13 protein-coding genes are annotated in these 13,287 nt (G+C 57.3%); 6 read left to right on the top strand and 7 right to left on the bottom strand.

All coding sequences use genetic code 11. The annotated features are described in order from the left end of the window. Positions 1–14 precede the first annotated feature (14 nt). On the top strand, positions 15–956 hold the full coding sequence (gene ylqF, locus HC757_RS00735) for a ribosome biogenesis GTPase YlqF (RefSeq protein ID WP_169562347.1): 942 nt from the start codon (positions 15–17) through the stop codon (positions 954–956). 36 nt (positions 957–992) lie between these two features. On the opposite strand, the gene HC757_RS00730 is transcribed toward ylqF, so the two are convergent. Both HC757_RS00730 and HC757_RS00725 read right to left on the bottom strand, forming a co-directional pair. Continuing rightward, complete coding sequence (locus HC757_RS00730) at positions 993–1,460, bottom strand: low molecular weight protein-tyrosine-phosphatase (protein WP_169562346.1); 468 nt, start codon at positions 1,458–1,460, stop codon at positions 993–995. 47 nt (positions 1,461–1,507) lie between these two features. Continuing rightward, the gene (locus HC757_RS00725; protein WP_169562345.1) at positions 1,508–2,368 is read right to left on the bottom strand and encodes a DNA ligase; all 861 of its coding nucleotides are present in this window, start codon (positions 2,366–2,368) and stop codon (positions 1,508–1,510) included. Positions 2,369–2,575: 207 nt separating this feature from the next. Between HC757_RS00725 and HC757_RS00720 the strand changes: the two genes are divergently transcribed. Further along, the gene (locus HC757_RS00720) at positions 2,576–2,947 is read left to right on the top strand and encodes a diacylglycerol kinase (RefSeq protein ID WP_169562344.1); all 372 of its coding nucleotides are present in this window, start codon (positions 2,576–2,578) and stop codon (positions 2,945–2,947) included. Here HC757_RS00720 and HC757_RS00715 read toward each other — a convergent pair. Beyond that, the gene (locus HC757_RS00715; RefSeq protein ID WP_169562343.1) at positions 2,919–3,809 is read right to left on the bottom strand and encodes a LysR substrate-binding domain-containing protein; all 891 of its coding nucleotides are present in this window, start codon (positions 3,807–3,809) and stop codon (positions 2,919–2,921) included. The genes HC757_RS00720 and HC757_RS00715 overlap by 29 nt on opposite strands. Before the next feature lie 108 nt (positions 3,810–3,917). On the opposite strand from HC757_RS00715, the gene HC757_RS00710 reads away from it, so the two are divergent. From HC757_RS00710 to HC757_RS00700, 3 genes are all read left to right on the top strand, one after another. Continuing rightward, positions 3,918–4,352: a MaoP family protein gene (locus HC757_RS00710; RefSeq protein ID WP_169562342.1), complete on the top strand. Its 435-nt coding sequence runs from the start codon at positions 3,918–3,920 to the stop codon at positions 4,350–4,352. Positions 4,353–4,374: 22 nt separating this feature from the next. Beyond that, positions 4,375–5,391, top strand: coding sequence for an ATP-grasp domain-containing protein (locus HC757_RS00705; protein ID WP_169562341.1), 1,017 nt, complete (start codon positions 4,375–4,377; stop codon positions 5,389–5,391). A 218-nt stretch (positions 5,392–5,609) separates the two neighbouring features. Further along, positions 5,610–6,476 (top strand): hypothetical protein, encoded by an 867-nt coding sequence (locus HC757_RS00700; protein WP_169562340.1) that lies wholly within the window; start codon positions 5,610–5,612, stop codon positions 6,474–6,476. A 79-nt stretch (positions 6,477–6,555) separates the two neighbouring features. Here HC757_RS00700 and HC757_RS00695 read toward each other — a convergent pair whose 3' ends face one another. Further along, positions 6,556–8,115, bottom strand: a complete 1,560-nt coding sequence (locus HC757_RS00695; protein WP_169562796.1) for a M28 family metallopeptidase — start codon at positions 8,113–8,115, stop codon at positions 6,556–6,558. A 186-nt stretch (positions 8,116–8,301) separates the two neighbouring features. Here HC757_RS00695 and HC757_RS00690 point away from each other — a divergent pair, with 186 nt between their 5' ends. Next, a complete protein-coding gene (locus HC757_RS00690) occupies positions 8,302–9,327 on the top strand; it encodes a diguanylate cyclase domain-containing protein (RefSeq protein ID WP_169562339.1) in 1,026 nt (341 codons plus the stop codon). Here the strand turns inward: HC757_RS00690 and HC757_RS00685 are convergent. The 3 genes from HC757_RS00685 to pdsO form a co-directional block, all read right to left on the bottom strand. After that, positions 9,314–9,937, bottom strand: coding sequence for a class GN sortase (locus tag HC757_RS00685; RefSeq protein ID WP_169562338.1), 624 nt, complete (start codon positions 9,935–9,937; stop codon positions 9,314–9,316). The genes HC757_RS00690 and HC757_RS00685 overlap by 14 nt on opposite strands. 26 nt (positions 9,938–9,963) lie before the next feature. After that, positions 9,964–12,216, bottom strand: a complete 2,253-nt coding sequence (locus HC757_RS00680) for a marine proteobacterial sortase target protein (protein ID WP_244622990.1) — start codon at positions 12,214–12,216, stop codon at positions 9,964–9,966. An 89-nt stretch (positions 12,217–12,305) separates the two neighbouring features. Then, positions 12,306–13,259: a sortase-associated OmpA-like protein PdsO gene (gene pdsO / locus HC757_RS00675; protein WP_425313938.1), complete on the bottom strand. Its 954-nt coding sequence runs from the start codon at positions 13,257–13,259 to the stop codon at positions 12,306–12,308. Positions 13,260–13,287 lie beyond the last annotated feature (28 nt).

Below are 13,287 nucleotides of genomic sequence, written 5' to 3'. Positions count from 1 at the left end.
GACAAGGCGTCATCATGGCAATTCAGTGGTATCCGGGACACATGCACAAGGCACGCAAAGAGATCGAAGAGGCCATGCCTCAGGTCGACTTAGTGATCGAGGTACTGGATGCCCGCATCCCCTTCAGCAGCGAAAATCCCATGGTGGCCAAGCTCAGGGGCGACAAACCCTGTATTAAATTGCTCAACAAATCGGATCTTGCCGATCCTTCAGTCACGGCCCAGTGGATCGAATATCTGGAGCGTGAACAAGGGGTGAAGGCCACCGCCATCACGACCCTGCAGGCCGCCATGGTGAAGCGCATTCCCGATATCTGCCGCAAGCTGGTGCCGAACCGTGACAAGGTAGAGAAGGACATACGCACCATGATCATGGGCATACCCAATGTGGGCAAGTCCACCATAATCAACACCCTGGCGGGACGCGTCATCGCCAAGACGGGTAACGAGCCCGCCGTCACCAAGACCCAGCAGCGCATCAACCTCAGGAATGGCATAGTGCTGTCAGACACTCCGGGGATCCTCTGGCCCAAGGTGGATAACGAGGCCAGCAGCTACCGCCTGGCGGTCACAGGCGCCATCAAGGATACCGCCATGGAATACGAAGATGTGGCCCTGTTCGCCGCCCAGTATTTCCTCAGCGCCTACCCCAAGGAAATTTGCGAACGTTATAAACTGAGCGAATTGCCCGAGGATGATATGGCGCTGCTCGAAGCCATAGGGCGTAAGCGCGGCGCCTTGAGGCCGGGTGGCCGCATAGATCTGCATAAGGCATCCGAATTGCTGCTGCACGAGTACCGCTCGGGTAAGATAGGCTTACTCAGCCTGGAAACCCCGGCCATGGCCGAGGTCGAGAAGGAAGAAGTGGCCCGCATCATGGCCGAGAAAGAAGCCGAGAAGCAAGCCAAGCTGGAACAGGAGCAACTGAAACGCTCAGGCAAACGCCATAACGATTAACACCTGAGCCGGACTCGGGTCCGGCTTTGCCCCATGCTAGTATACCGCCACCTGCTCGAGTAGCCTTTCCAGGCTGTCATCCAGCAAGTCCAGCACAGTTTCAAAGCCGTCACTGCTGCCATAGTAGGGATCCGGTACTTCCCCTATCCCCAGGGTGCCGAAGGATAACATCAGATGCAGTTTATCCTTATGTGCCGGCGGACATAGGGCGCTGAGTTCGACCAGATTCTGCTTATCGGCGGCGAGGATCAAATCGAATTGTTCGAAGTCTTCGGCAGTGATCTGCCTGGCGAAGATCCCATCGAAACTCAGGTGGCGTTTCTCGCCGGCGGCAACGGCACGGGGATCCGGCGGATTACCTCGATGAAAACCCAGGGTACCGGCAGAATCTATTCTGAGATTTAACCCCTTCTGTTGCAGTTTGGCCCGGCAGAGTGCCTCGGCCGTCGGCGAGCGACAAATATTGCCCATGCAAACGAAGAGTACCGATGTGATTGACTTCATTTAACCCTCTTGATTCATGCATTATCCGAATACCGCTCAGGCCTGTGCTAATCGGAACGTATCCGGAGAAAACGGGCAAATCTTGGCAGCCCATTGGCGGTCAGACCCGAATATTGATACGTCACCACTGTGCCTATGGCGGGCGGTTGTTGCCTTTGCTTAAGATTAAAACCTATGCCTAGACTGAATTCCAGCCCCTGTGGGGTACGCACCACCAGGGCCCCCATCATGCCGCTGAACTGCCCTTTGCCGGGGCGATAGCCTATCACTTCGGCTTCGGCATCGTAATGGGGTTTCAATTTCATCATATCCTGATTCCGCCCCGCCGCATATGGTGCGTGTTTCCTGTGCAAGACCAGCCCTTCGGCCCCGGCCGCCACACTGGCGTCCAACTTAGCGTATACACTGGCGATGCTGTCCAATTGAAATTGGGGGATGAGCTTGAGGTAAGCACTCGTTGGGTTGAGATGGGCCTTGGCGAAGGCGTAACGTTCGGCGAAAACCGCCGGGTAGGCGGGCAGGTCGAATACCCTGAAACTGACCCTATGCCAGAGCGCATCATCGGCGCCGCCATGCCGAACCAGGGTAGAGACGGCCTCGAAGCCGCCCCGCGCCAGCCACAACTCCCCATCCAGGGGATAATCGGGGAAATCGGCCACAAACCAAGCGGGGACGGCAATAGGGTAACCCTGGCGGGTCAGCAACTCACTGCCGGTCCAATAGCCTCTGACGCCATCGAGTTTTTCACTCACCAGATATTCTGCCGGGACTATGTCCTGAGTGAACTGGCTGGCGAGCTGGAGTGGCGGTTTGCTGCGGGGGCGGCTGAGATCGCGCGCGCTGCTGCCCAAGGGGAGCAACAAGAGGCTCAAACCCAGCACTAAGGTAACGACTCCAATGAATGACATGCTAGCCTCCTGGCCTGTTGCTGCGTCCTGCAGATGCTCCAATGAAGACTAGGAGGCCAAACCCAGTTATTCAAGGCCCGACGGTTTTATCCAGACCTGTGCCGATGTTATACTGCGGCCATTCATGTGCTTAGCGGCGTAAAGCAGCAAACGCCATCACGACTAGGCATTCCTGGCAATTCTATCAGTGAGCAACTCCGGAATTTTATGAAACCAGCAAACAATCACGGCATCAAACGCGTCTTTCGCGCCACCGGCTTTTCGATGCAAGGTCTGCAATCAGCCTGGGTCAACGAGGCGGCCTTCAGACAGGAGCTGATCTTGGCCCTGTTCATGTTACCCATCGCCCTGCTGCTCGATATCAGCACCCTGGAACGTTTGCTGCTGATCCTGACCCTGTTTATCGTGTTGATTGTCGAATTGCTGAATTCGGCCATAGAAGCCGTGGTCGACCGGGTCGGTGATGAGATCCATCCCTTGAGCGGTCAGGCCAAAGACATAGCTTCGGCCGCCGTATTCATGAGTCTGCTGCTGTGCGGCATTTGCTGGGCTATCGTGATTGCGCCTTTGTTGTGGTGATCGACTCGGCGTCATGCGGGCCATCGCTCTTGAGGATCTTGATGGCCTGAGCGACCTGGAGGCTTCTCTCGTTTTGCGGCCAATACGCCAGGTACACGGTTCTGGGAATGGCGTTGGCCCCGGCAACCAAGTGCAGCTCGCCGCTATCGAGATGGGGCTGCAGCAAATGATCCGGCAGGAAGGCACAGCCGGCATTATTGAACACGAAGTCCAGGGCGATGCTCGCCGAGCCGGTATGCAGGGCCGGCAGCGGCAGGTCCGCATAATCCTGGGCGTGTACTATGTTGAAAGCCGTGCCCCAATCCACCTTGATGTAAGCATGACGCCTTAGATCCGCCACCGCCAATCCGGCCTTACTCGACACCAGCAGCAACTTCACCCTGCCCAGGGGCACCAATTCCAATTCATCGAGACTGGGGGGGTCGAAGGAAATGGCGATGTCCAGGGTGCGTTCCATCAATTGACGCGTCATCACCGCCGGCGTCAAAATTTCGGTTCTCAGGGCAACCCCTGGCAAGCCCAGATGCAGCGGCTGCAGATAGGCCTGAAGATAGGCATCCCAGATATTGGGGGCGGCGCCTATCGCCAGCTGGGTCGATTGCAGCTGGCTCAGGGACACATCTTGCTTGGCGCGCTCCCAGGCGGTCAATACCGCCTCGGCATGCCCCAGCATGCGTTCTCCCGCCGGCGTGGGTTGAATATTGTTGCGCTGACGCTCAAACAATTCGACCCCAAGGATGCCTTCCAGCTGTTTCACGCGGAAACTGACGGCACTGCGGGTCAAATAAAGATTCTCCGCCGCCTTACCGAAATGCCGGGTGCGGGAAACCTCGAGAAAGGTCTTGAGTAGATCTGTATCCATAAAAATTCTTTACCGAGAGAGGCAATTTTTTTTGATTTCTAAATCAATGATACTAGCCAATACTCCAGTTGCAAATCTTTGTATATCAAAATTTAGTAGGTGACTGCCATGTCTGCATCGTCTCTATCGCCCCGCACTCCCGGTGCTGAAACATACCCACACTCAACCCAAACCGGCTTTGTGGCTCACAAGCGTTTCTATGACGACGTCAATTTCCCCAAAGGCTTCAAACGCTGCGGGGATTTTACCAACAAGGAAGCCGAGCTGCTGGAGACGCACGGCCAGGCACTCAAAGATCTTGCCGAGGGAAAACGCCTGCCCTGCTGCCCGGATGAGGCACAATTTGTCCAAGTAGCCCAAGGACATCTCGCCGCCTCCAGCTTGTTAGAGCAGATCTGGCAAAAGTATTGTAGACTCGCGCAGGGAAAGCCCTTCTATGCCGTGCTGGGCACAGTGCCAGCAGCGACAAGCAAGGCAGAAGGCGAAACAATATACGATATTGAAGACGATGCTCCGCAAGATGCTGAGCCTGAGGATAACTGATGAAAATTAAGGTTTGCGATTAATGCGTGGTTGGATTTTATATAAAGAGACCGCGACTCAGCTAAAACCTGAATTGTATGAAATCAACCGCTTGTTGGCCGCCGCCAAGGCAGACAACATAGAGTTGGAAGTGTACGCCCCGGAAGAGTTTGATCTGACGGTCACCCGGGAGGATAACAAGAGCATTTTACTCAACGGCCAGGCGGTCGACTTGCCCGACTTTATCATTCCGCGCATGGGTTCGGGCACCACCTACTTTGCCCTGGCGATCATCCGCCATTTGGAAAGACTGGGGGTCTATTGCCTCAATCCATCCAAGGCAATTGAAATAGTTAAAGATAAGTTATTCTCACAGCAATTGCTGGCCGAGAAGAATTTGCCTACCCCCAAGACAATGCTGGTCAAGTTTCCCGTCGACATAGACCTGGTCGAACGCCATCTGGGATTTCCCGTGGTGATCAAGACACTGTCCGGCTCCCAGGGCAGCGGGGTCTTCCTATCCCACAGGGCAAGGGAATTCGACGACTTGATGCAACTGATAGAAGCGACCAACAAGAACGCCAACATCATATTGCAGGAGTTTATCGCCAACAGCCATGGCCGGGATCTGCGGGTATTTACCATAGGCGGCCGGGTCGCCGGCTGCTATGAGCGCCGCGGTCAGGAAGACAGCTTCAAAGCCAATGTCAGTGCGGGTGGCTCGGCCAGGCCATTCGAGATCACCCCGGAAATCGAATGGTTGGCCACCCAAACCGCCAACATACTGGATCTGGATGTCGCCGGGATAGATCTGCTGTTCGATAACGGCCATTACAAGATCTGCGAGGCCAACTCCTCACCCGGGTTCGAAGGCCTGGAGTCCTGTTTGAATGTGGATATCGCCGCCCAGATATTACACTTTATCCGTATCCGCCTGGGCATGTTTAACCGCGATCCCATAGTACCGAAACAGCCTGCAGCGGCCGAGCCCGAGACCCAAGCCGCGACGACCTCGAACCGGGTATTGACGCGTAAGGTGACCGGCACCGAGGTCGAATAGCCTCAACCGCTGGCACAGGCCGGTGACAGACTCAAAAACGCAGCCTGGGCTGCGTTTTTTTATGCTTGTTTCCGACCAGGTATAAATTTCACACAAACTGAAACAATCTGTTCACATTTAGACGCAAAATGGTACACTCGCTGGGTTCGTCAAGGAAAGGCGCCATAACACAGAGTCAGTATTTGACCATAATAACTATAGGCTATGGAGCTAGTTTGATGGTAAAGCATTATTTGCTATTGTGTTTTTTTAGTTTGACCCTATGTGGTGCCGCCAGGGCGAGTGAAACCAGCATCAGTCTGGGTGGTTTCTATTCACAGTCCGACTCCAGTATCCAGGTCAGTGACCCGGTTCAAGACAGTCAATACACCCTGGATTACGAATCGGATCTTCAGTTAGCCGAAAATCAATTCCTGCCCTTTGTCGCTTTGAACCACCACTTCAACGAACGACACAATTTCTATTTTGACTGGAAGCAGCTGCACAGAGATGCAGATACCTCGGGCCTGGCTCAGCCCTTCCAGGTAGAAATCGATGATACCGTCTATGAAGTCAACGCGGGAGCCAGGCTGCATACCACACTCAATATCGACATTGCGACCTTAGGCTATGGCTACGACTTCCTTCAGGGCACCAACTACAATGTCGGTGCTTCTGTGGGCCTGCATACCATGTTTATCAAGGCCGGCTTCGAAGGCACCATAGGCGCCTGTGCCAGTTCGGACCTGGTTAACAACCTGTGTGGCAGCCACGCCATGCCCAGCATAATAGAAGAACATGTCACCGCGCCACTGCCCGACTTCGGTCTCTACGCCAACTACGAATTCTTGCCCGGCTGGCAATTCAATGCCCAGGCACAGTATTTTTACGTCAAACTCGACGATATGCAGGGCCGTTTGGTCGATGTCAAGCTCGGGGTTGAAGCCGAAATCGCCAAAAACTGGCACATGAGCGTGGCATACAACTACTACCAGATAGATGTCGAACTCGATCAACAGCGTCCAGATGCCGAGGTCAACATTGCCAACTACAACCTCAATTACAGCTTCACGGGTCCCATGGTGTCGCTGAGCTACAGGTTCTAAGCGAGTCCAGGCGATACAGTTGAGACATGGTTAAGACAAAAAAGGCGCCCAAGGGCGCCTTTCCTTTCAAACCATTAGCCTAACGCCCATCCAGAGCCCGGCGTTTCTTGAAATCCGATGCCTCCAGCCACTTGGGCCACGCCCTGTTGTTGGCCAGCTCGGCGAGCATATTGCCGATCAAGTCCAGATCTTGCTCGACTCCCTTCAGGGACCAGTCGGGATCGTAATCGTCGGCCCCCTTATGGTATTTATGAGCGATATAGTCGGGATCTGTGTCCCCCAGGCTCATGAATAGCAGCCCAGGCACGCCTTGCTGGGCCAAGGCAAAATGATCCGAGCGGAACATCAAACCGTTCTGCGCCTTGGGATCGGCTTTAACACTGCGCCGCTGCGCCGAGGCGAAGCGTTGCAGATAGTCTTCCATTTCGGAGACGCCCTGACCGTACTGGAGTATGTAGTCCACCCCGGCGTTGACATTCATGCCATCTATATTGAGGAAGGCGACGATATTCTTGGTCGGTACCACGGGATGGGCGGCAAAGTACTGTGCCCCTATCAGCCCGGTTTCCTCGGCGGTAAAGCTGCTGAACAGAATTGAGCGTTTGAAGGGCGTGCGATCGGCCGCCTGTTTGAAGATCCGCGCCAATTCCAGCACCCCGGCGACCCCGCTGGCGTTATCCACGGCGCCGTTAAACACCTGTGTCTTGCCCGCTTCGGTCGCCATCCCCAGATGATCCCAGTGAGCCTGCAGCATCACCACTTCGTCCGGACGTTCACTGCCGGGCAGCAGCGCCAATACATTGTAGGACTGAGCCTGCTCTATGTGATTCCTGAGTTGCAGCTTGACCTTCTGCTGCAGCGCCACAGGAGCGAATCCCGGCTTGGCGGCGCGGGATTTGAGGGCCTCGAAGTCCAGCCCGGCCCGGGCAAAAATTTTCTGCGCCGCTTCATGTTGCAACCAGCCCATGACACCCAGCCTGTCTCGGTTTTGCTTATCGTCCACTAGGGTAAATTTGACGTTTGTGTTGCCATTTCTGACGACCCCCCAGCCATAGGCCGCAGGCGCCGTCTCATGCACTATGAACACGGCCGCAGCGCCCTGACGCGCCGCTTCTTCATACTTATAGGTCCAGCGACCATAGTAGGTCAGCGCATTGCCTTTAAACACCTGGGGATCCTGAGTGGCGAACCCGGGATCGTTCACCAGCACTATCACCGTCTTGCCCTTCACATCCAGCCCCCGGTAATCATTCCAGCCATATTCGGGGGCATTGATCCCATAGCCGGCAAACACCAAGTCGCTGTCCTCGAGGGTCACGGTGTCACTGATGCGCTCGGTTCTGGCGGTGAAATCGCTGCCATTAGTGAAGCTCAAGTCACCTATCTGCAGCTGCATCTGCTGCTCGGCCCGTATCGAGGCCATGGGTACCGGCTGCAAATAGCTGTCGCCGAAGCCGGGTTGCAATCCCATGGCCTTGAACGCTTGGCTCAGATAGTCCAGTGTCAGTTTTTCTCCCCCGGACAGGGGCGCGCGGCCACCGAACTCGTCCGAAGCCAAGGTGCTGACATGCTGGCGGTAGCGCCCGAGATCCAACTGCTGCTTCACCCCGATCTCGGCCCACACCTGCGGCACCGACATGGCGCAGAGCAGACAAGTTAAAATGAGTCTGTTCACTGTGTTATTCTCCTTGGATTGATGTTTATCTTGTTTTAATTATCGGGTAACGTGTTCCGGATGGCACAGGCCATCGAGTATCCAAACAGGGATCCTCCGGTAATGCAAGCTTTCCTCCTGCCCTGGCAGGCTTTTGATTAAGGTCCCCAGATGTCGCCAACATTATTACAAACCGCCGCCATGCACCTTAAGCGAGCCGTGCCGCTGATGCTCAAGCATAGCATTCCCACCACCCCGACCAATTATGCCCTATGGTACACCTATGTAGGTGAGCAAAACCCCACGCTAAATCAAAAACTTGATACCATTATCTCCCAGTACTCCACCTGTCCGCCCATAGACAGCGAGCAGCTATACCGTCAGTTCGTTGCCGATCCCACGCAGTTGGATGTCAGGAATATGCGCCAGAATCTCGATGCCATGGCGACCGAGCTGTCACAATCGCTAACAGATACACGTTCCGATGCCAGCACCTTCCAGAACCGGATAAAGGGCCATTTCGATAAGCTGCACAGAGTCGAAGATGAAGGGTTCAGCGTCGAGCAGGTGTTGGATCTGGTGCGCAATTTCGTCAAGGAGGCCGATGATATACGTTCCAGCACTGAGTATTTCACCGAGCAACTGGCGCGCGCTCAGTCGGAAATCACCAGCCTGAGACATAGGCTGGAGCAAACTGAGAAAGATATGCTGTTCGATGCCCTGACCTCTTGCCTGAACCGACGGGCCTTCGATGAAGATCTCGCCGGGCTCTTGGCCCAGAGTCCCCAGGGTACCTGCCTTATCCTGCTGGACATAGATCACTTCAAGGCATTTAACGACAGTTATGGCCATCAACTGGGCGATCTTGTGTTGAAAGCCGTCGCCAAGCGGGTACAGGAAGCCTGCCGTGACGGCGCTAAGCTCTACCGAGTCGGCGGTGAAGAATTCGGGATCTTGGTCCCCGGCAGTCAATTGATGCGGGTAAGGCAACTGGCGGAAGCCATCAGGCGCAGCCTGGAAAAGCTGAGCGTCAAAGACAGGCGCTCGGGGAACATAATAGATAACATCACCGCCTCCTTCGGGGTCGCCCAGTGGCAGGCGAAACAGTCGTCGACCCAATTGTTCGAGGTTGCCGACAACCTGCTCTACCAGGCGAAAAATCTGGGGCGCAACCGGGTCATGCCTATGGCTCCCTGAGCGAGCTTATCCTTGGCACGGCTTCGACAATAAACCTCAGCTCGGCGCCTCCCGTCAGCGCATCGAAGGGATAGCAGGTGATGAGTGTCAACCTGTCTTCCCCGTCCCTGGCCATGAAGCGACCGTCACTCTCATGCACTACCCGGGTGCTGACAACGCTATAGGCCAGTTCCCGCCCATCGGCAGTTTGCAACCACAGGGGTTGTCCCTGCCGCACCTCCTGCAAGATGCCGAAATGTGTGTCCCTATGCCCTGCAATGATGGTATTGCCGGCCTCACCCACCCTGGCCCCGGATAGCACCAGGGCCGGGCCGAACGCCAGGTTGCGCCCCGAGGCGCCCGCCAGCACATACATGTCTTTCACCCGGATAACCGCGTCGGTGCCGGCTGACATCAGTGGCACGGACAACTTGGCGACAGGATAGGTATCGGCCCAGTGCCAGGGCTTATGAGGCCTCTGGTCCCTCAGGGTTTGCTGCCAGGCAGCCTGGATCAAGAACTGGGCAAAATGGGCTTTCGCCTGCATATAGACACCTCTGCCAAACAAGATGACCCCGAATAACAACACAGGCAGCCAGCCATAGCGGCGCATAGCCCTGGATAACGCCATCTCTGACTCCTTCAATCGGGATAAATTCAGGGCCGAAGCAAGCCTCCAGCCCTGCCTCTATGGCCCAGGGCCAGCAGGGCCGCCAGGCCTATGAGCAAGGCTCCCAACAAGATCTCCAACCGGCTCGCGGTGGCCGTTTGCGGCAGGCTCCCTGGGCCAGGCTGCCATCCCCAGGGGAAGGCCTGGCGCACTTGGGCCTCCCGAGTCGGCTCGCCTGTCTGCCTTGCCGGCGTCAACTCGACGGCGACCAGGCTGGTATGCCGGCTCACCAGATGATAGTCCAGTGCCAAGGCCGTCACTGCGGCTTTGACTTCCGCCTCGTTGGCCTGGGTCCGGCTCAGTTCGAGTGCGGCAAGCTGTTTCCTGGCCCACAAGATGTCCAGGCCGGTGCCGGGCAATGCCTCGCCCAGAAACAACTGCCTCTGCCAGAACTGGTCGTCGACGTTCCCCGACACCCGCAGCTCCTTAGGCGAGTCGGCTGCCTGTTTCAGGCTGATGAGCAAGGGTTCGCCGCGATAGAGATCCGTCACCCGCCTGGGCCAGTAATCGGGCACACTGCCATCCGGATATTCGAGCCTGATGTCGGTCACCACTGGCAGCGCCAGCTTACCAAGGAGGGTTTGCATCCGTGATGCCACCTCGGCCTGCTTGCCTATATAGAGAAAGCTGCCCCTGCCAAGCTCGGCCGCCCTCTGCATGAAGTGGGAATTGGGTGCCGGGCCTATGCCAACGGTGAACAAGCGGCTGGAACCCAGGTGTTCGGCTATCAGGCGGAACAGGGCGGCCTCGTTGTCCACGGCCCCATCTGTCATGAAGATGATCTGTCGTAACTTTTGTTGTAACTTCTGCCGTAACTTCTGCTGCCCGGCGGCTGCCAGCGCCCTCATCAGCGCCGGCGCCATTTCGGTGCCGCCGTCGGCGGTCAAAGCGGCGACAAAGTCCTGTGCCCGACTCAGATTGCGGCTATTGGCGGGCAAGGCGCCGGCAGCAAATGCGTTCACGCCGCTGCTGAACGCCAGAATGTTGAAGCTGTCCTGCGGTCTTAGGCCCGACAGCGCCTGGGCCATGGCCTGTTTCGCCTGCGCTATGGCATCTCCGGCCATGGAACCAGAAGTATCTATCACCAGGATGAGTTCCCGGGGCACAGGGTCCGGATGCCTGTCACTCGCCCCGGGCGGCATCAGCATGACCAAGGCGTACCTGGCCTCGTCCTCCGCCCCTGTGCCCTGAACCCCAGCCGGCGTCTCAGCCCTGGGCCGGGCTGAGGCGGCATGGGTCCGGCCCGGCTGGTTAAACATAGCCACCTCGGCCCCGAGCAGGGCCTGTGGCCGCCAGCGCAACACAAAATCACGGTTGGCTATGACAGCTTCCGTCAAGCTTATCTCTGTGCTGCCGTCCGGCTGCTCTGTCCTGGTGATGCCGTGGTAGGGACTAATCACCTCCGCCAACGGGAAACCCGCGGCCAGCCTCACCCGGATGTCGACATCCGGCTGAGGCTCAGTGGCGCCCACGAACCATTCCCAATACTCGGATTGAGCCGCTGCCCAGCCGCTCCCGGCCTGCTCATCTGCCTGCCTATTCTCTTGCCTATCCTCTTGCCAATCCTCTTGCTTATCCTCCAGACTTGCCTCAGGGTCATGGACCGGAGAGTCTTCTGCTGCGTCCGGCCGCCGAGGGCTATATCTGGGGGTGATTCGCATGGGAAAACGCAAGCCGACTTCACCATCCAGGTAGTTGAGGGTCTCCTGATAGCTGATTTCAACCGTCATTGTCTCCCGCGGAGCGAGATTAGCCACCTCGGTACTGAAGATGTTGGGCCTTTCCTGGGTCACCAGGCTGGCCCGTCTCCCCTGGACCTTGGCTGTCTCATAGCTTTGTCTCGCCGCGGCTTTCGCTTGGATCCTGCCCTCTATGATGCGCTCACCCAAAATCAGGCGCAGGGCATCGACGGCAGCCTCGTTGGGCAAGGGAAAGCGATACTCGCCGTTAAGCCAGTCTTGACCAGGATTCTCGAAGCTTTGAATCACCCTGACCCTGTTAACCAGCCCTGCGACCTGCATCTCGACCCTGGTATGCAGTGGCAGCGCCTGCCGATAGCCGCCATCCTCATCCAGGTACCAGAGGCTGCCCTGATCGAGCTCGGCTTCCTGGGCCGCGCCGGCTTCGGCCGCTGCGACTGCCGCCGGCGCGGCCCAGAGCAGGCAGGCTAAACTCACGAGTGCCGCCAACATGCCGCCGCAGCGAGGCGGCGCAATCACTTGCGCCTTAGCGATAGTCATTCCCTGTTCTCCTCTCAAATCCCTGCTCTTCTCTCAAATCCCTAGCTTTCCTCTCACACCCTTGCCAGAGGCATGGCGCCCCAGCCATCTCAGTGCCCGGCGGCCTTGGCCAGCTCTGTGTCCCTTGCCTGCAACTTCAGGGTCACCCGCCGATCGAACACGTCGGTTTCCCTGTCCTGGGTCTCGTTGAGCGGCGAGCTGGCGCCATAGGCCTGGGCGTTGAGCCTGTCCTTGGCCACGCCGCGCTGCACCAGATAGCTCTTCACTTCCGCCAGGCGCTGCTCGGACAAGGCCTGGTTATAATCTGCATCGCCACGGCGATCTGCATATCCCGTCAGATCCAACCTCAACTCGGGCGCCAGCGCCATGGTATCGGCCACATAGTCCAGTTGGCGGGCGAAATGCGGCTCTATCACGGAAGAGCCGGTACGGAACTGCACATTCAGTCCCAGAGCCAACTCGGCCAGCAGTTGTTGCTGTGCCTGTTTCAGGGCGCTCAGCTGCCGCTGGGCCTGGTCATATTCTTGCGCCGTCGCGGTCAACGCCGCCTGCTCCTGCCTGAGGGCCGCCAGCTCGTTCTCCTGTGCGGCCAACCGGGTCTGCTTGCGGGCCAACTCCTCGTCATCGCCGACACTCTTGCCCAAAATTCCCCCGGTGAATGCCCCTATGATGGCCCCGACCGGCCCGCCTACCACGGCGCCCAGGACGATACCCGAGCCTATGCCTATGAGCTCCTCATGCCCCTGTTCCTTCTCCTGTCCCTGCTCCTCATGCCCCAGGGCCTTCTCCTGCCGCTCGGCCGCCGAAACGCCCGTCCCGGCCAGGCTTTGACCTGAAAAGCCCAGGCCGGTCGCCACGCCGACACTCACCAGCAAGGGGAGTAACCGCCGCTTGAACGCCCGTGGCGCTATTGTTGCCGACGCTATCTGCCCCGACTCGGCGGGTGCTTGCTGCATTGAGCCTGTATGCATTTGTCTATTCATCTTCTTGTCCCTGTATTGTTGCTGAATGAAATGGCGCGACACCTTGGCCATTTTGGCCATGACCGCCGCTTAGCCGGCGACTCGTATG

Origin of the sequence: Shewanella salipaludis, assembly GCF_012911865.1 — a bacterium.
In the GTDB taxonomy this organism is placed as follows: domain Bacteria; phylum Pseudomonadota; class Gammaproteobacteria; order Enterobacterales; family Shewanellaceae; genus Shewanella; species Shewanella salipaludis.
The sequence above is the reverse complement of the archived record's forward strand: the minus strand, read 5'-3'. Positions and strand labels throughout refer to the sequence as shown.